A 17,535-nucleotide genomic window follows, 5' to 3' on the forward strand; every position below is an offset into this window, starting at 1 on the left:
CTGGTTTAGTTATGTACGGACTGATTACCGTGATTCACTAAACAACGAATCGCACACGACGTTTTGCTTCACCCATAATCAGCAACTCAAATTCTACTTAGGTTCTAAATTTATTTTGCCAGGAATTATGCTTACTCGAAAGGCGATGAATTGCATCACCTTGTATAAGCTGATAATAATGCTTGCTTTTAGGCGATCGCGCTTTGCTTCGTCAAAATTTAAATTGGGCATTGGGGAGCCACTGCGGTAGGCAGCCCTGTCTTCTCCCAAGGGGAGACGCGAAGCGCGATGGCGGTTTCCGTCGTTAGTGCTAGCGGTAGCGGTAGCGAGGAACGAGCGTCTGGGAGACTGCCGAACCCGAAGGGTCTTGGGGTCTCCCCAAGTGGAGAAGGCAGTGCGGTCTTGGGGTCTCCCCCTTCGGGTTCGCGAGTTCCTCTTTGTTGAAACAACAAGACCGGACTCGCTCACCAAGTGGAGCAACTGCCGTCAAGTGGCGTCACTGGTAACTGAATTTTAAGCAGAATTTTCCTCATCGGTATTGGAAAACAGGCTGGGATCGAGATAGTTAATGCGTGCCAGAGGACTTAAAGCTGTGAGAATTTGAGCGCCGTAGCTGCGGTTAACTACACGACTATCAAGCAAAGCCACAATCCCTTGACTTTCTCGTACTGGAGCGATCGCCCGTTGTAATTCATTTAAAGCTGCTGGCAACAAGTATAAACGGAACCAATCTTGATGCGATCGCTTATAAAGAGCTACCCTACCAGCTACCAAGGGATTTTCCAAAGATGGTAGGGGCAACGTAGCAATGATTAACAGATGGGGTGCTGGCAAAACTCGTTGATGTTCTCGCCAAAATTCCCAACCGCTAATCAAAATACCATTTTCATCTAAACAAGTTTTTTCTACTTGCACCCGCGAACCAAACTCTGAAGCCAGAATTGCCGCTACTTGAGCCTTTAGTGGTACATCCCCCACCAAGACAACAGTTAATCCTGGCGCTGTCGCACTTAGACAAACCAGTGTGCGGACTTTGTGAATAAATGCCGCTTGAAATTCTGGCGTGTTGGGTAAGGGCAACTTATAGGGTACATACAGTTGAATTGCTTCTGCTTGACTCTCCGAAGAGAACTTCAAGCAAGTTAAATCTTCCAAACCCAGGCGCTGGCGAAAAAGGGGAGCCTCAGTTTCCGGTTCGATAGCGCTGCCAATTAAAACTACTGGTTGTCGCTGCCAAATCGGCGAGAGTATTTCCCCTAATTCCATTGGGGCGTAGTGCAAAGAAAATAAACCTTGCCGATGGGCAATAGTCGCCCAGAAGAGAGCAGGGGAGGAAAGATTTTCGTTGAGGGTTTGAAATTGTTGCCAGAATTGTTTCCAAGGTTCTGGCAGTGCTTGTACTGACTCTAAAGCAGAATAGAGACGGCTTAAAATTTCTATTTCTGGCTGGGAAATTAGATAGCACTGATATGGATTAGCAGGATGCTGAAAAAGTTCGTGTGTTAGTTGTATCCGTGCTTCACGAATTGCCTCAGCTTGGTTGGGACAAGCTAGCATGAGTTGATCCCAATCATCGGGTTGAATATCTTGGGTAAGTTGATGACGCACCCAATCTTCAAGATCGTCTACCCCATCAATAATTGTGGGAATGCCTTGGGGAAAGCGTGAGCCACCAGTTAACTGTCCTTTTAACCAAGCTTCTGGGGAGGTCAGCAGTAGCCCTTGGAACTGGGCATCAGGCCAAGCATCACCTGTCCTAATCGATTTATTGGTTGGTAGCCACTGCTGTAGACGGGGAATTTCAACCCGTAGCAGAAGTTGCTGCACTGTTTCTTGAGCAACAATAATTACAGGGCCATGCCACATCAGGGCTGATGCTACAAAACTAGTACGATACCGCCCTTGATAGCCACAAACCGCCCCGACTTGAATTAGGGCGCTACGTCCCAGGCGCAAGGCGCGTGCTACCAACCGTGCCATCGTCAAATGATGGGGCCAGGAAGGGAACCCCGCTTGCGATCGCAAAAAGTTATGTAGTGACAAATGAACTTCTGCCTCAATCACACGCTTTCAATTCCATACAAAGTGATTTTTACTTCCAATTGCCCCATTTCTATTATCTTGTCATTTGTCATTTGTCATTTGTCCTTTGTCCTTTGTCCTTTGCTAATGACCAATGACCAATGACCAATGACTAATGACCAATGACCAATCATCCAATACCCTAAATTATGCCAACTTACACAGGAATTTCCAGCGAAGCCTTCAGGCATCCACTAGATCGCCAAGCGGAGCAAGCTTTACGAAATTTGCCAGGATTTGATTTAATCGCTCGTAAATTTGTGGAATTTATCTACGAACGCCCTCAATTAGTCTATCTAATGGGTAACAGCATCCAAGTTGGGCCGCGTCAATATTCCACTATTTACCAGATGTTTCGGGAATGCGTCCGAGATTTGGACATTTACCCAGAACCAACACTGTTTGTCTCGCAAAATCCCCAAGTAAATAGCTATGCCTTGGGGCAAGAAAATCCTTACATAGTCATAAATACAGGGATACTAGACTTACTAGACGAAGCCGAGATTCGGACGGTGCTAGCCCATGAACTGGGGCATATTAAATGTGGTCATACTATTTTAATTCAAATGGCGATGTGGGCGATGAGTGCTGCTTCGGCATTGGGAGAATTGACCTTCGGCATCGGTAATATTGTTACCCAAGGCTTGATTTACGCCTTTTTTGAATGGCGGCGCAAAGCCGAGTTATCGTCAGATCGCGCTGCACTACTAGTAATGGATGACTTGAATCCTGTGATGTCAACGATGATGAAACTTTCTGGCGGTAGTAACAAATATGCCAATGAATGTAGTTTACAAGAGTTTATCAAGCAGTCAGAAAATTATCAGGCATTGGACGAGGATGGACTGAATCAGATATATAAGTTTTTAATCTACAATGGCGCTCAGGGTATGATGTTGAGTCATCCTTTCCCTGTTGAACGCTTGCATTACTTACGGTCGTGGGCTGTATCCGAAGAATATCAGCAAATTCGCCGAGGAAATTATCAGCGATCGCCTGCTTCCGGAACGGTAAATGTTTCAGCAGAATCTTCCGAAAATCAAACAGAAATTTTACGCCGCCAAATTGAAGAATTACAACGAGAAATTGACAGAATCCGAAGGTCTGAGTAGTTTTGAGCACTAAATAAAGATTAGTAGGGTGGAATAGTGCCTACTAAATCGTTGGATTTAGATCCCCGATTTTTTGGAGAAGTCGGGGATCTGCGTTAACGTACATCTCTCTATGGGAAATTACAATACTTAAGAGTTGAACCAAATAATTACTCCAGTTCCCAATACACAAATAATTCCCGCCAAGCCAGCTAGGGGTTTTTTATTTTTACCTGTGAACCAGTCAGAGGCTTTACCAGTGTAAGTAATTAGTTGTGCTGTATCTATGGTAGCGATCGCCCATACCCATCCTGCGTGCAATCCCCAAGCTAAACCCAAATTACCTCTAGAGGCAAAGCGTGCTAACACCAGCACCATTCCCATCAGCCATAATCCAGGAAGTTGGGGTGCAGTTTCGCATTGCTCCCAAACCAAGTGTAACAAGGCAAAAATCAAGCTAGAAATTGCTGCTGCTAACCAAACTGGGTAATCCTGTGCTAATTCTGTGAACAGGAAACCGCGAAAAACTAATTCTTCTATCCCACCGACTAATAACGCTATCAAGAAAATCGGTAGCAATATGGGTAGTAGTAATTTGAAATTAGACTTTTCAAAAGAACACCAACCTAACCCGAATTGCCCACTAAATACAATAGCTAGACTCAGCACTCCCAAACCAAAACCTAGCGCTAAAAAACTAAGAGTTGAAAAATTGGCAACAAAGCCGTAATCTGAAAAAGATTTATTACTCAACCAAACAACTCCCCAGAGGATCGGGGGAGCTAACAGGTAAAGTGACACCAATAAAGGCATTTTTTGCTCTGGCTGTAAAGGTTTAGAAGGTTGCCAATTAAGCAATATTGCTGATACTGTTGCTACTGGCAACCAGCAAACTATCCAGCAAACAAAAAATGCCGTCACTATAACTAGTGGCGGTGCATTTTCTCTAAACGCCAGTAAGGCGTTGACCGAAGACTCAAAGAAATTTATCAAAATAAACAAAAAAACACGATAGACTTCTTGCATTATAGATTTCTTGCTGATTAATCAAGACTCTACTAAATTTGGTGAATTCTGCAAGGGGTCTAATCGTATTTTTTACCTGGCTACCAATTTGCTGTCGAGGTAAGGACAAGTTATCATCACCTGAAACTTATCCTTACCATCAGCAAATTTACTCTTCGTCTTCTAAATCTTCGTCTGATTCGTCAGAATCTATATCTTGTGAGGTTAGTTTTTTATCGCTTTCACCTAGTTGAATCAGGTGAATATGTTTGTATCCCAGCCTAATTTCAAACTCATCTCCAGCCTTCAAGCCCATTGCTTTGGTATATGTAGCACCAATTACAATCTGACCATTTTGATGGACACTAACCCGATATGTCGGTTCGCGACCACGACCATCTTTAGGTGCTTCTGGACTTAGAGGAATTCCCCTAGCAGATAGCAAAGCGTCATAAAAATCGGTGAGATTAACACGAACTTGGTTATTCTTAGTAACAGTGTAATAGCCGCACTGTTTAGCTCTTTCTCGGCGTGGTAATGTGGAAAGTTCTTTTACTTTAGCAAGTAGTGCTTTTCCAGTTAATGGCGCGGTTGCAGTTTCAGTCATTATGCTCAAATTTTCCTTACTCTCTCCAAACTGATAAACTATGTAGTCTCATGCCAGCATTTAATTTTTTAGCATTTGCATAGAGCTACTGAAGACCCTAGTGTAACGGGTGAATTCCTGCCGATAGGAGCCAAAAGCACTTCTATATATGGTTGTCTACAACCAACTAGAGGCCATAGTTGCCACAGACATTAATTTTGGTGATGTTACGGCACTTTTAACCATTATTCGCCATCAGAAAGAAAACTATTTTCTTCTTTAGCGCTACTGTAGCGGTGTAACTTTCAGCCACCATTACAAATGGGGTTAGGTTCTACTGCAAATAAGTCGTAGACCCAAAAAATTGCAGGTTTTTCACTTTCAGTGCTTGCCTTTCTTGCCAATGAGCAAGTAGAGTTTTCTCCACTCGTCCTCTCAAGGTTAGGACAGCATAGTATTTCAATAGAGTCCTACGGGCATACACCCTTTTGTCCTACCAATAGAGACGCGAATTTTCTTGTCTCTACATTACGAATCAACAAAGCAGTAGTAACCGCGCTGATACGGCTATTGATTCTGGTTTTGCTACTTCGTAATTTTATATTAAATACTAGCATGGACTAATAATAGCAAAATAGTTGTTTAATTTTGAATTAAAGTTGCTGGTAAATTTTTATTTAAATTCCTGGACTTGAAAGTTGAAAAAAGCAGTGACGATTTTCTTAACCCTTTATTATTGCAAGCGCGAGCATTGCTATCTGGCTTTTATAAAAATTTATATATTGAGACGAGCAATTTTGACCAATGAGTTCAATCGCATATTTTGTTGATTGAGAGCAAGCCAAAAAGTGAAAAGTCATGCACCTCCGGGTTTCGCGCTACTCTAACTTTTATTTGAAAGTGGTGAGGATTTTTCCTCGGTTTATTATCTTCAGGTCAAAAGCGGCCAGAGGATTTTGCACGTCTGTCTATGGGATGAACAAATCTCTTAACATCTGCTTAGTGCTTGATTGCCACTACTATATATTAAACATGGGCTTTCAGACTTCTATATAATCAAAAAATTCTGTCAAGTGGTGGCGAAGGTGGAATTTTACTGTCAGGACTGCTTGACTAAAGTTGACATCAAGACATGTTGCTAACTTCAGATGCATTTCATTTGGATAGGATCGCTAGATCAAAGATCAACTGAAGTTACTTTTGAAGCAAACTCTCTTTCCTTTACATTGCCAAACAGATAAATTCAATGCAAAGCTGCGATGACATTTTTGGCGTTTTAACTTAGAATTTGACAAAAATCTTGCCTACAGCGCTAGTACAAGTAAAATTTTAATGGTTATCCTTAAACTAGAATCAGTCGCGCTTTAATCGTCAGCCTATTAACACCAGGGTTTGAATTAGGGGCAAAAAGTATAACTCACTTTTCGCAACTAGCTGCTTTGACTCATGATTGTTGAGGCTGGTGAAGTAATTTTAAAATTTTGGTTAGTATTTATGGAAGTTATTTTTAAGGTCATTCGACAGCAACAAAATTCCTCCCCTGTTGTGCAAACCTACATTGTAGAGGCCGAACCAGGTAATACAATCTTGGATTGCCTCAATCATATTAAGTGGGAGCAAGATGGAACTTTGGCATTTCGCAAAAATTGCCGCAATACTATTTGTGGTAGCTGTGCTATGCGAATTAATGGGCGTTCGGCTTTAGCTTGTAAAGAAAATGTTGGGAGCGAACTTGCCAGATTACAACAAATACCATCATCTCAAAGTAAAGTAAATGCTATTGCTGAAATCACGATCGCGCCTCTTGGCAATATGCCCGTGATTAAAGATTTGGTTGTAGATATGAGCAGCTTTTGGAATAATCTAGAGGCAGTTGCCCCTTATGTGAGTACGGCAGCACGACAAGTACCAGAAAGAGAGTTTTTGCAAACACCACAAGAGCGATCGCGCCTCGATCAAACTGGTAACTGTATTATGTGCGGTGCTTGTTACTCTGAATGCAACGCTCGTGAAGTTAATCCAGACTTTGTAGGTCCCCATGCCCTTGCCAAAGCTTACCGAATGGTAGCAGACTCCCGCGATAGCGATACCGAAAATCGTTTAGCAAGCTATAACGAAGGTACTAAAGGCGTATGGGGTTGCACCCGTTGTTTGTACTGTGATTCTGTTTGTCCAATGGAAGTTGCACCATTAGAACAAATCACCAAAGTTAAACAAGAAATTCTCACCCAAAAACAAGTCAGCGATAGTCGTTCAATTCGTCACCGGAAAGTATTGATAGATTTAGTTAAAGAAGGTGGTTGGATTGATGAACGCCAATTTGGTTTACAAGTAGTTGGTAATTATTTTCAGGATTTAAAAGGATTACTCAGTCTTGCACCCCTCGGTTTGCGGATGATCCTCCGGGGTAAGTTTCCTTTATCATTTGAATCTTCTGAGGGTACGGAACAAGTGCGATCGCTCATTGAATCTGTTCAACAAGTAGAAAACAAAAGTTAAAGGTGAGGAAGGAGGAGTAAGGGACTTCCAGAAAATAAATTATCCCATTTCACCCCTATCAACACGACTTTCTTTCCCCCTGCCCCCTGCCCCCTGCTCCCCTGCCTTCTAAGCAATGGAATATTTTTTTAATTGGAAGTCCCTAAGGAGTTAGGAGTGAGGAATTTTAACTCCTAACTCCTAACCCCTAACTATAGTTCAACGCGGTTCTTGAGGTATATTCAACGGCTGTCCATAACGGTCATATACTAAAACATCCCACTGACCATTGTTACTAGACTCAAAAGCAATCCTGCTACCATCAGCACTAATTGTAGGGTTGCGGACTTCGGCTTGCAGGTTGTTGGTCAAATTCCGTGATTGGCGTGTTTCTCGGTCGTAGAGAAAAATAGCCGATCGCCCCTGGCGGCTAGCAGCAAATACAATATAACGACCATCTTGTGAAACGCTAGGATGATTTGCGATCGCATCAAAGGAATTTAAACCTGGCAAATCAACCAAATCACGAGTTACCGTATCAAACATATAAACATCTTGGCTACCGCGTCGGTCAGTAATAAAAACAATGTATCTCCCAGAAATTTGGGGGTTTAATTCCGACGCTAAACTATTAAGACTTCGACCCCCTGGATCAAAGGGATAACTCAAAATCCGAGGGTAGCCAAAACACCCAGTCAATAAACTTAAACAGAAAAATATAGGTATAAAAAAAACACGTTTCATATAATTTAGTCATTAGTCATTAGTCAATAGTCTCACAACTCCTAACTCCTAACTTTTAACTCCTGTACAGACGCGATTAATCGCGTCTCTCCTAACTCCTACGGAGGTGAACCTACGGTTGCACCATTGGGAATATCTAACTCAATATTTGGCCCCCGGTCTAGGACTTCAATATCCCACTGACCACGAGTAGCAGTTTCAAAGACAACATAACGTCCATCTGGACTAATATTTGGTTTTCTGACCCAGCCGCGATAAATTGGTGTGACAATTTGCGACTGTTGCGTAGCGCGATCGTAAAGCGCTACCACTGGTCTTCCCTGGTCACTAGTAAGATAAGAAATATAACGCCCGGTGTAGCTCAAACTAGGACTTTCGGCAATTGTCTCCTGTCGGTTTATTCCCGGTGTACTAATAAACAGTTGCCTCTCCAAATCGTACATTAGTAGCTGCTGATTACCATTCCGATTAGATACAAACGCTAAAAAGCGTCCATTTCCACTCAAAGCAGGTTGCTCCTCGGTGTAGCGACTGTTAAGAGAAGTAGGCCCTATGGGAATATCGTTAGAACCACAAGATACAAGCAAACTTGTTAAACCAAAAACCAGGCTCCAATGAATTGGTCTTTGGAGCCAAAATGCAGGCGTAAATTTTTCCACCTCAACTGTTTTCCGTCGCCTTTAAACCTACTTGCACGCCAACTGTTTTAAACATCGTCATCAAAGTCACTTAGATTATCTGGCCCCTCATTTGGTTTTTCAATTGGGTTGTATGGCACATAATCGGTTGGGATCGCATCATCATCTTCGCGCGGTCTTCGAGAAGTTGAGTCAGTGGGCGGACGACGCCTTCTCGGTCTAGGAGAAACATCATCTTCACGACTTTCGGGACGCTGTGACCCGTTATTACTACGGCGAGAAGGTTTTCTAACTTCCCCACCCGAATTTTCCCAATCATCAACTTGCCTAGATGAAGAACCCCAGTTCTCTTCTTCAAAGCTTTCAGAAGGGCGATTTACAGGACGCCCAGAAGTCCGCCGGCGCGTTCTATCAGATGGAGCCTGTCTTTCACTAGTGCTGCTGTTGCGGCGTTCTGTACGACGGGGAGGTTGTTCCTGATAGTAGTCATCACGAGTTGAAATCTCATCCCTGCTACCGCGAATCCGGGGACGCACTGGGCGTTCTTCCTCGTCTTCATAAGGCAATGGATCTAAGTCTGCCTCCATTTCAGCTTGATAGTTTCTGCGATTATTGTACGAATAGCGATCGCTAACCGGTCGGTCTTCGTCCACAATCGGAGTGTTGCGCTTTGCTTGCTGAGTAGCTATACTTCGCAGACGAATACTTTCAACTGCAAAAAACACAGTTGTGCCAACTAAAAGCAGTTGACCAAATTGTAGAATCGGGTCTAGTCGCCATCCTTGAAAGACGAGAATGAAGCCGCAAAGTAAGCCGACTGCAGCAAAAAAGATATCTTGATCCCGTGACAATTCCGGACGCACAGTGCGGAGAAAATACAGTGCTGCCCCAGCCACAGCCAGGAAAATTCCTAGAATACTGGCTGAGTTTGCCCCAAAATTTACCTGAGCCAGAAAACTGGCTGAGTTCAGCCCAAAATTTATCATTGCTGTTTTCCCAATATCAAATCTATGTTAGCGAGTCACAATTAAAATCACTACTGTAATTAGGCACGATATATTGAAGCTTCAAAGCCTCTGGCAAAGAAGCTCTGAAGCTATTCACCGAAAAGTAAAAACGTCTATGTCTGTCAGCTACAACTGCCACCAGTCGCAGTTTATGCTGCTTTTAGTGCAATTTAAGTAAATAGCTGACAGACAATCGATTACGAGAGCTAATTTAACTCTCATAAGCATTATGAACGCTGTATTTTATCTTTTTGGCTAATGAAAATTAGACCAACAGTAGCGGGTATTACAACAATTGCTGTACCCCATAGCAGGCTCCAAAGAAAATTTGCTAAAGAAGGCGTCATACTTCTCAACCTTTTTTTACACACTTCATCCTAATTTTAATAGTGAATTACTTTCTTGAGAAGCCTCTAACTCTGAACTGCCAAACTTGGTAACTTCTTTCACCAGTTATTGAGTTAACCACATGGGCGAGTTCGCTTTTCTATTTCAGAAAGAAGTGACAGCATTTAGTTAAAATAACGATCGGAGTGCTTTACAAAGCTTAAAATTTTGTAGCTATGTCTATGCAAAGCGCAACTTGCCTGTGCCTAAGTTTTTCTTTTTTTACAGATAGATAGTACCTAAAACCGATGACTGGTGTTAACCTGACTGCTTGGATTCTTGGCCCTGTGTTAGGGGTTATGACATTCTTATTTATATTTCGTATCATTCTCACTTGGTATCCGCAAGTGGATTTGAATCGTTTGCCCTTTAATTTAATAGCTTGGCCAACTGAGCCATTTTTAATACCTTTGCGAAAGCTGGTGCAACCTATAGGTGGGGTAGATATTACACCTATTATTTGGGTTGGTATCTTCAGCCTGCTGCGAGAAATCCTGTTAGGTCAACAAGGATTGTTGACTATGCTATCTCGTGTTAATTAGGGTACAGGTTACAGGTTATAACCTTGTCGCCTGTAACCTATAACCTTTTTCCTTCCCTACTTTCCTACCCGTTCATTTCCTGCACAAAATTTGTATAGACATTACCCTGTAAAAACTGCGGAGTTTCCATAATTTTTTGATGAAACCCAATGGTGGTAGGTAATCCAGTAATGGCACATTCCCGCAGCGCGCGTTTCATCCGGTTAATAGCAGTGGGTCGGTCTGGCGCCCAAACGATTAACTTGCCGATTAAAGAATCGTAGTAAGGTGGGATTTGGTAATCTGTGTAAACGTGGGAATCAATCCGCACACCAGGGCCTCCGGGAGGCAGATAGCTACTAATCCGTCCAGGAGAAGGGCGAAAGTCACGATCGGGATCTTCGGCGTTGATTCGGCATTCGATCGCATGACCTCGTAATACTACTTGGTCTTGGGTAAGCTTGAGTCTTTCACCTTGAGCAACGCGGATTTGTTCGGCAACTAAGTCTATCCCAGTAATCATTTCTGTTACAGGATGTTCTACCTGAATCCGGGTGTTCATTTCCATAAAGTAGAATTTACCGGATCTATCCAAGAGAAACTCAATAGTACCCGCCCCACTGTAGTTAATGAATTGGGCAGCTTTGATCGCAGCTTGTCCCATTTTTTCACGTAGGTCTTGGTCGAGAGCCGGACTAGGAGCTTCTTCTAACAGCTTTTGATTCCGGCGCTGAATTGAGCAATCCCGTTCGCCTAAGTGGATGACATTACCATAGTTATCCGCCAAAATTTGAAATTCGATGTGGCGGGGACGTTCAATAAATTTTTCTATGTAAACGCCAGAATTCCCAAAAGCTGCTCCTGCTTCGCCTTGGGCTGCGAGAAAAAGTTTGACAAATTCGTCTTCAGAACGAACTAGGCGCATACCCCGTCCACCGCCACCTGCTGTAGCTTTGATCATCACTGGATAGCCGATATCCTTGGCGAATCCTAATCCTTCTTGCTCGGATTCTACCAATCCCTCACTACCTGGTACCGTCGGTACTCCAGCTTTTTGCATGGTTTCTTTGGCAGTGGATTTATCGCCCATCCGTCTCATAGCATCTGGAGTTGGGCCGATAAAAGCAATATGATGGTCGGCACAGATTTCCGCAAACCGAGCATTTTCTGCCAAAAAACCATAACCTGGATGAATAGCAGTAGCATTGCGCGTCAGTGCAGCAGCAATAATATTGGGAATATTCAAATAACTTTTACCACTAGCAGGTTCGCCAATGCAAACTGCTTCATCAGCAAGTTGGACGTGGAGAGCATTACGGTCAACGGTGGAGTGAACCGCAACTGTGGCAATTCCCATTTCTTCACAGGCGCGGAGAATGCGAAGGGCGATTTCTCCCCGATTGGCAATTAATATTTTGTCAAACTTCATTTTTTAGTTTCGATATCATTACCAGTAGATTGACATTTTCTCCGATCCAACTTGAAACAATGCTTCCACATTATTTCAAATTATTGCAGGAGATTCGCCACCCTGATTCTAAGTAAGCTTGCACATTGCAGGCTTGCTGCCTCTACAGGTCTTACTACACTAACAACATTGCTGCTGTAAGTCTTGGCTAGACTACCAAGCTGGGCTTTTGCGAAGCCGATAGCGAGTCAGATGCTCTTACGTCGCTATCGAGCGTCATAGCCTGTCGTCGACACCACCTACCGCAGACGGATACGCGATCGCACCCTGCCGAACACAGTAGCTCTACCCTTTTCAATCAATATCACTTGTACAGCTGCTAAATTTCTGTCAGTCTGATACCGCCTTGAGAAAATTTATTTTTTGAGCAACTGAATTTAGATATCACCTTACTATAATTATTTTCTTATGCTATAGTCTATTTTTAGAGAAACCATGCGGATGTGGCGGAATTGGTATACGCGCACGCTTGAGGTGCGTGTGGCTTTGCCTTGGGAGTTCGAGTCTCCCCATCCGCATTTTTGCTTGTTTAAGCATAGGGTCAATAGTCACAGGTCAAAAAACCTTAGACTGTTGACCCTTAAATATTAAGTTTGCTTCCGAAGCACTTCAGTGCTTACTAGATATTAAGTAAAGTTGCCTTGTCAAAGTACTAGTCCTTTATGCTTTTATAGAAATAGGTGAAGTTTTGTAAAAAGCATTGACTATTTCTTTTCCGCCAACAAACAACTTAACACTGCCACCAGCTTGGCATCGCCTCACTCCGATTTGGCAAGGAGGGGAGGAAATAATTCAACAAAGTTTACCTCACACTCAGCTAGCACCTGCATGGCAGCTAATGCTTTTGGGTGACGGCTCTCCAACACGTCACTTAGAATTGCTCACAGGTGAGCCTGTAGAAGTAGATGTTATTGATATGTCATTGATTGGCATGGACTTGGATGCTGCTCCTGAGTTAATCCAAGCTGTCCCAGAACCGCGATTACGACGACAAGTATGGCTGCGTACTGCTTCTGGTCAAAGATTAGCCTATGCTACTTCGTGGTGGGAAGCCAGTCATGTCGATGAGTATTTACAAAACCGTTCATTACCAATTTGGGCAAGTTTAGCTCGTCTTCGCACAGAATTGTATCGAGATGTTCGAGGAATTTACTACGGAGACTCATTGGCACTAGAATCAGGTTTTGGTGTAACTGGGCCTTTTTGGGGTCGCCACTACTTGTTTTGGCATCATGGGCAGCCACTGACATTAATTTATGAAGTTTTTTCGCCTTATTTAACCAAATATTTGGGGCCTATGCAATTAAATTCCAAAAATCAGTAAGAAGCCATGATGTAGGCCGCTCGCTATCGAGTAAAACTAAGTAGCTGAAATCATCCAATGAAATTATCAAAGGAACGTTGAATTATTGTTGCAGCGATCGCTTCTGCTAATAGTACCGTTAAACTAATGAGTTTTCGGTGATAGTTTGCCGTTGTTTAGCGATCGCATCCTCTTTAAAATAGAGTCATTCCTCAAGATCAACTATGATTCAACTCAAAACCCAACTCACCCTCAAAGAATTTATCGCACTTCCCGAAGGTGATATCACCAAACCAAACGCGGTACTGATAGTTGAGAAGATTCATTATTTCAAGGGCTGCAAATTACACCTCAACAAATCTTCCAACAAGCAATAATTTCCTACTGATGTTAGCAAGAAAGATGCGAGGAAAGGTTTAATGAATACTGTTGTGCTAAATCTAGAACCGATTGTTCATTTAACAGATGAGCAATTTTATCAATTGTGTATTGCCAATCGTGATGTCAGCCTGGAAATGAACGCATCTGGAGAATTAATAATTGTGCCACCAGTCGGAGGAGAAAGCGGAAATCAAGAAGCAGATTTAATTACAGACTTAAATAATTGGAATCGTCAAGCTAAATTAGGGAAAGTTTTTAGTTCTTCAACTATCTTTATACTTCCCAACGGTGCAAAACGTTCTCCTGATGCTGCTTGGGTAAAATTAGAGCGGTGGGAAGCTTTAACACCAGAACAACGAAAAAAATTTCCGCCACTTGTACCCGACTTTGTGATTGAACTGCGTTCGGAGACAGATCGCCTTGCACCGATTCAAGAGAAAATGCAGGAATACATTAAAAATGGTCTGCGTTTGGGTTGGCTGATTAATCCTCAAGATCGCCAGGTTGAAATTTACAGACTTTTAAAACCTGTAGAAGTTGTGCAAATGCCAGCGATTGTTTCTGGAGAAGATATACTACCTGGATTTGAGTTGCAAGTATAAGTATAGGAGGGTTTCAAATTACACTTCAATAAATCTTCCAACAAGCAATAATTTCCTACTGATGTTAGCAATAAAGACGCGAGGAAAGGTTTAATGAATACTGTTGTGCTAAATCTAGAACCGATTGCTCATTTAACCGATGAGCAATTTTATCAATTATGTATTGCCAATCGTGATCTAAGCCTGGAAATGAACGCATCTGGAAAATTAATAATTGTGCCACCAGTAGGAGGAGAAAGCGGAAATCAGGAAGCTGGACTGATTGCTGATTTAGAAATTTGGAATCGTCAAGCTAAATTAGGGAAAGTTTTTAGTTCTTCAACTATCTTTATACTTCCCAACGGTGCAAAACGTTCTCCTGATGCTGCTTGGGTAAAATTAGAGCGGTGGGAAGCTTTAACACCAGAACAACGAAAAAAATTTCCGCCACTTGTACCCGACTTTGTGATTGAACTGCGTTCGGAGACAGATCGCCTTGCACCGATTCAAGAGAAAATGCAGGAATACATTAAAAATGGTCTGCGTTTGGGTTGGCTGATTAATCCTCAAGATCGCCAGGTTGAAATTTACAGACTTTTAAAACCTGTAGAAGTTGTGCAAATGCCAGCGATTGTTTCTGGAGAAGATATACTACCTGGATTTGAGTTGCAAGTATAAGTAGGCGATCGCTACCATGCCAAAACGTTGAGTAGTAGAGAGAACATGATTGCTGGTAAAACCTGTACCGTCGTCTCAGTAAGGATTATGAACGTCTCCCTGAAATGAGTGAAGCTGCCATCTATGCTGTTATGACTCGTCTCATGCTGCGTCGTCTTGTCGTCTAAAGATTTACTTTATAAATGGTCTCTAAAAATAGAGTTCTTAGGGCGGGGTAATACTTTAAGGAGAATTGAGAGAAATCCCTAAAACCATTACAATACCTAGAGTTTTCTGATTATATATAATTTCTGTAACTCCGAAAAAAATGTTATATTCTCGCTTATTGCTTGGAATAACAGATTTACTTGTGGAAACTTTCCGACTGAGGATTAATCTCAGGGAAACGTCCTACGAAATTCAACAAAGCATGTTAAAAATGGTAACTGAGCCAAAAACATAGCTTTTAAAAGACTACGGAAAGTTGATTATCGAAGTACCATCAACCATCTAGGGTAGAAAAATTGAATATAATTAACTGCCCTAAAGAATGGGTAATACTGTTGGTGTACTTGACTAATCAAGCAAGTAATAAGTTTGCAAGTATAAGGTACAGGTTTCAATGGCACCGCCTCTTGTGTCTGTTCAGATGAAGAAAAATAAGAAACCGTCTCTGGTGCTGACGCTCTCGGCTGCTGGGTTATTGATTGGTGCGGGGAGTGTGGGCTACTGGTTGTTAGCCCAGAGACAAATATCTTCTAGCGATTTGCTAGTAGGTGCAAATATTATTCCTGGTGATGCCCTGTTTGCGGTTTCCTTAACAACAGATCCCCAGCAGTGGCAGAAATTGCGGCAGTTTGGGACAAAAGAAACCCAAACAGAACTGGACAAAAATTTAGTCCAGTTACGCGATCGCTTTCTGACGAATAATGGTTACGACTTCCAGAAAGATATCGCTCCTTGGGTAGGCGATGACGTGGCGATCGCAATTCTTGCCCCAACTACAGGAAATAAACCTGCACCCAAACCAGTTACCACTAATGAAAATGCCGCTAGCGATCAGCAGTCGATGGTAATGGTATTGCCAGTAAAAAATTCAGAAATCGCCAAAACTATTTTGGCACAACCCAAAATTCTTAAACAAGGCAAATGGAGCGATCGCACTTATCAAGGGATCGCCATTAAACAAAGTGAGGGACAAGCAGGGCAAAACTTCTCGGTTGCATTATTAGATGGGCGTTTTTTAGTCATAACTGATAGTCCTAAAGCCACAGAACGAGCGATCGATGCTTACAAAAATAAAACATCCCTAGCTACAACAGGCGGCTTTGCTGAGAATTTCCCAAAAATTGCCAATTACCAACCCTTTGGACAGTTTTATATCAATGTGCCAACAGCAGCGAAAATAGCCGCGGCTTCTCCAAACCGCCCTTTACCTGCTCAAGTTTTGGCTCAACTGCAAAATAACCAAGGTTTAGCAGGGACAATAACTTTAGAGTCAGAAGGAATCCGCTTTAAGGGTGTTTCTTGGTTAAACCCTAATAGTCAACGCGTGCTGACAGTGGAAAACAAAGCTGGGAAAATGCAAAGCCGCATACCAGCCGAAACCTTAATGATGCTTACTGGCGGTAACTTACAGAGGTTGTGGAGAGACTATGTTTTAACATCTCAGGGAAATCCTTTATCACCGATCGCACCAGAACAGATTAGAGGTGGGATAAAATCTCTTACCGATCTCGATTTAGAGAAGGATTTGCTTAGTTGGATGAAAGGGGAGTTTTCCTTATCAGTAATTCCTGCTACTCCAAAAGAAGGTTCACCAAATGATTTTCGTGCGGGTTTGCTGTTCATGGTACAGACAAGCGATGACTACGGCGGGCAAAGCCTACGCAAATCAGCTGAAGCATCCATCAGTAAGCTGGATGAAGTGATGAAAAATCAATACCAGTTCCAAGTGCAACCGGGGAAAGTTGCAGGTCAACCCGTTGTTAACTGGGTATCACCTTATGGTACGTTAACTGCTACCCACGGTTGGTTAGATGGAGATGTCGCTTTCTTGGTAGTGGGCGCTCCCATCACCGATAAAATTGTTCCCAAACCTAACTACACACTAGCTGGCACTCTTCCCTTCCAACAAACAGTTCCTACAGAACCCAATCCGACAAACGGTCAATTTTTTCTGGATGTGGAACGAACTGTGAAAAATTTCCCTTTACCAACTCTAATTCCCAATCAAGAAACTTTGCTAGATGCAACGCGCACAATTGGGATGACATCTGCTGTCAGCGACAATCGCAGTAACCGTTACGATATTTTTATCGAACTGAAAAAAGTTACTAACACTACTACATTGCCTAGTCCAGAAAATAGTAAGAGTAACTCTGTTAGATAGAGGAGAGAGGAAAGCAGGGGAGCAGGGAGCAGGGGGGCAGAGGAGCGGGGAAATGAGGGAGTGAGGGGACAAGGAGATAAACAAAACTCCTAACTCCTAACTCCTAACTCCTAACTCCCAATGCCCAATGCCCAATCCCCAATCCCCAATCCCCCATTCCCGATTCCTCTCTTAACATATAGGATCAAAACAGTCAGAATCGATATTTTAAATT

Annotated in this window: 16 protein-coding genes, 1 tRNA gene and 2 pseudogenes; 11 read left to right on the forward strand and 8 right to left on the reverse strand. The window is 42.7% G+C overall.

Annotated features, from left to right (window positions below; genetic code table 11):
- Window positions 1-250 (forward strand): annotated as a pseudogene (locus tag RMZ42_RS25060) (hypothetical protein); the annotation flags it as partial.
- Window positions 251-513: 263 nt separating this feature from the next.
- Here the strand turns inward: RMZ42_RS25060 and RMZ42_RS25065 are convergent.
- Window positions 514-2,064, reverse strand: coding sequence for an ATP-dependent DNA helicase (locus tag RMZ42_RS25065; protein WP_322673962.1), 1,551 nt, complete (start codon window positions 2,062-2,064; stop codon window positions 514-516).
- Window positions 2,065-2,231: 167 nt separating this feature from the next.
- On the opposite strand from RMZ42_RS25065, the gene RMZ42_RS25070 reads away from it, so the two are divergent.
- On the forward strand, window positions 2,232-3,194 hold the full coding sequence (locus tag RMZ42_RS25070; RefSeq protein WP_322673963.1) for a M48 family metallopeptidase: 963 nt from the start codon (window positions 2,232-2,234) through the stop codon (window positions 3,192-3,194).
- 129 nt (window positions 3,195-3,323) lie between these two features.
- On the opposite strand, the gene RMZ42_RS25075 is transcribed toward RMZ42_RS25070, so the two are convergent.
- Both RMZ42_RS25075 and RMZ42_RS25080 read right to left on the reverse strand, forming a co-directional pair.
- Entirely contained in the window at window positions 3,324-4,199 is an 876-nt protein-coding gene (locus tag RMZ42_RS25075) for a type II CAAX endopeptidase family protein (RefSeq protein WP_322673964.1), read from the reverse strand.
- A 148-nt stretch (window positions 4,200-4,347) separates the two neighbouring features.
- The gene (locus RMZ42_RS25080) at window positions 4,348-4,785 is read right to left on the reverse strand and encodes an AbrB family transcriptional regulator (protein ID WP_094350106.1); all 438 of its coding nucleotides are present in this window, start codon (window positions 4,783-4,785) and stop codon (window positions 4,348-4,350) included.
- A 1,473-nt stretch (window positions 4,786-6,258) separates the two neighbouring features.
- Between RMZ42_RS25080 and RMZ42_RS25085 the strand changes: the two genes are divergently transcribed.
- Window positions 6,259-7,263 (forward strand): succinate dehydrogenase/fumarate reductase iron-sulfur subunit, encoded by a 1,005-nt coding sequence (locus RMZ42_RS25085; protein WP_322674023.1) that lies wholly within the window; start codon window positions 6,259-6,261, stop codon window positions 7,261-7,263.
- Window positions 7,264-7,461: 198 nt separating this feature from the next.
- On the opposite strand, the gene RMZ42_RS25090 is transcribed toward RMZ42_RS25085, so the two are convergent.
- The 4 genes from RMZ42_RS25090 to psbX form a co-directional block, all read right to left on the reverse strand.
- Entirely contained in the window at window positions 7,462-7,986 is a 525-nt protein-coding gene (locus RMZ42_RS25090; RefSeq protein WP_322673965.1) for a Tol biopolymer transporter periplasmic protein, read from the reverse strand.
- A gap of 98 nt (window positions 7,987-8,084) precedes the next feature.
- On the reverse strand, window positions 8,085-8,645 hold the full coding sequence (locus RMZ42_RS25095) for a hypothetical protein (RefSeq protein ID WP_322673966.1): 561 nt from the start codon (window positions 8,643-8,645) through the stop codon (window positions 8,085-8,087).
- Window positions 8,646-8,692: 47 nt separating this feature from the next.
- Complete coding sequence (locus RMZ42_RS25100) at window positions 8,693-9,610, reverse strand: Ycf66 family protein (RefSeq protein WP_322673967.1); 918 nt, start codon at window positions 9,608-9,610, stop codon at window positions 8,693-8,695.
- A gap of 248 nt (window positions 9,611-9,858) precedes the next feature.
- Window positions 9,859-9,978, reverse strand: a complete 120-nt coding sequence (psbX, locus tag RMZ42_RS25105) for a photosystem II reaction center X protein (RefSeq protein WP_174709687.1) — start codon at window positions 9,976-9,978, stop codon at window positions 9,859-9,861.
- A gap of 288 nt (window positions 9,979-10,266) precedes the next feature.
- Here psbX and RMZ42_RS25110 point away from each other — a divergent pair, with 288 nt between their 5' ends.
- The gene (locus RMZ42_RS25110) at window positions 10,267-10,560 is read left to right on the forward strand and encodes a YggT family protein (protein ID WP_094350101.1); all 294 of its coding nucleotides are present in this window, start codon (window positions 10,267-10,269) and stop codon (window positions 10,558-10,560) included.
- 64 nt (window positions 10,561-10,624) lie between these two features.
- Here RMZ42_RS25110 and accC read toward each other — a convergent pair whose 3' ends face one another.
- Window positions 10,625-11,968, reverse strand: coding sequence for an acetyl-CoA carboxylase biotin carboxylase subunit (accC, locus tag RMZ42_RS25115; RefSeq protein WP_322673968.1), 1,344 nt, complete (start codon window positions 11,966-11,968; stop codon window positions 10,625-10,627).
- A 476-nt stretch (window positions 11,969-12,444) separates the two neighbouring features.
- Here accC and RMZ42_RS25120 point away from each other — a divergent pair.
- From RMZ42_RS25120 to RMZ42_RS25150, 7 genes and pseudogenes are all read left to right on the forward strand, one after another.
- Window positions 12,445-12,525 (forward strand) — tRNA-Leu (locus tag RMZ42_RS25120).
- A gap of 182 nt (window positions 12,526-12,707) precedes the next feature.
- On the forward strand, window positions 12,708-13,331 hold the full coding sequence (locus tag RMZ42_RS25125) for a chorismate lyase (protein ID WP_322673969.1): 624 nt from the start codon (window positions 12,708-12,710) through the stop codon (window positions 13,329-13,331).
- Window positions 13,332-13,534: 203 nt separating this feature from the next.
- Window positions 13,535-13,687 carry a hypothetical protein gene (locus RMZ42_RS25130; protein ID WP_322673970.1) on the forward strand — a complete coding sequence of 51 codons (153 nt, stop codon included), beginning with the start codon at window positions 13,535-13,537 and terminating at the stop codon, window positions 13,685-13,687.
- A 42-nt stretch (window positions 13,688-13,729) separates the two neighbouring features.
- Window positions 13,730-14,293: a Uma2 family endonuclease gene (locus tag RMZ42_RS25135; protein ID WP_322673971.1), complete on the forward strand. Its 564-nt coding sequence runs from the start codon at window positions 13,730-13,732 to the stop codon at window positions 14,291-14,293.
- 93 nt (window positions 14,294-14,386) lie between these two features.
- Window positions 14,387-14,950 carry a Uma2 family endonuclease gene (locus tag RMZ42_RS25140; protein WP_322673972.1) on the forward strand — a complete coding sequence of 188 codons (564 nt, stop codon included), beginning with the start codon at window positions 14,387-14,389 and terminating at the stop codon, window positions 14,948-14,950.
- 59 nt (window positions 14,951-15,009) lie between these two features.
- Window positions 15,010-15,117 (forward strand): annotated as a pseudogene (locus RMZ42_RS25145) (IS5/IS1182 family transposase); the annotation flags it as partial.
- 434 nt (window positions 15,118-15,551) lie between these two features.
- The gene (locus RMZ42_RS25150; protein WP_322673973.1) at window positions 15,552-17,321 is read left to right on the forward strand and encodes a DUF3352 domain-containing protein; all 1,770 of its coding nucleotides are present in this window, start codon (window positions 15,552-15,554) and stop codon (window positions 17,319-17,321) included.
- Window positions 17,322-17,535: the final 214 nt, after the last annotated feature.

This window comes from Nostoc sp. DedQUE05, assembly GCF_034530955.1.
Taxonomy (GTDB): Bacteria; Cyanobacteriota; Cyanobacteriia; order Cyanobacteriales; family Nostocaceae; genus Nostoc.

Excerpts from the sequence above, each read along its gene's own strand:
- RMZ42_RS25110 (WP_094350101.1), top strand. The coding sequence starts at position 10,267 with ATGACTGGTGTTAACCTGACTGCTTGGATTCTTGGCCCTGTGTTAGGG.
- RMZ42_RS25100 (WP_322673967.1), bottom strand. The coding sequence starts at position 9,610 with ATGATAAATTTTGGGCTGAACTCAGCCAGTTTTCTGGCTCAGGTAAAT.
- RMZ42_RS25135 (WP_322673971.1), top strand. The coding sequence starts at position 13,730 with ATGAATACTGTTGTGCTAAATCTAGAACCGATTGTTCATTTAACAGAT.
- accC (WP_322673968.1), bottom strand. The coding sequence starts at position 11,968 with ATGAAGTTTGACAAAATATTAATTGCCAATCGGGGAGAAATCGCCCTT.
- RMZ42_RS25140 (WP_322673972.1), top strand. The coding sequence starts at position 14,387 with ATGAATACTGTTGTGCTAAATCTAGAACCGATTGCTCATTTAACCGAT.
- RMZ42_RS25070 (WP_322673963.1), top strand. The coding sequence starts at position 2,232 with ATGCCAACTTACACAGGAATTTCCAGCGAAGCCTTCAGGCATCCACTA.
- RMZ42_RS25075 (WP_322673964.1), bottom strand. The coding sequence starts at position 4,199 with ATGCAAGAAGTCTATCGTGTTTTTTTGTTTATTTTGATAAATTTCTTT.
- RMZ42_RS25090 (WP_322673965.1), bottom strand. The coding sequence starts at position 7,986 with ATGAAACGTGTTTTTTTTATACCTATATTTTTCTGTTTAAGTTTATTG.
- RMZ42_RS25130 (WP_322673970.1), top strand. The coding sequence starts at position 13,535 with ATGATTCAACTCAAAACCCAACTCACCCTCAAAGAATTTATCGCACTT.
- RMZ42_RS25150 (WP_322673973.1), top strand. The coding sequence starts at position 15,552 with ATGGCACCGCCTCTTGTGTCTGTTCAGATGAAGAAAAATAAGAAACCG.
- RMZ42_RS25085 (WP_322674023.1), top strand. The coding sequence starts at position 6,259 with ATGGAAGTTATTTTTAAGGTCATTCGACAGCAACAAAATTCCTCCCCT.
- RMZ42_RS25080 (WP_094350106.1), bottom strand. The coding sequence starts at position 4,785 with ATGACTGAAACTGCAACCGCGCCATTAACTGGAAAAGCACTACTTGCT.
- psbX (WP_174709687.1), bottom strand. The coding sequence starts at position 9,978 with ATGACGCCTTCTTTAGCAAATTTTCTTTGGAGCCTGCTATGGGGTACA.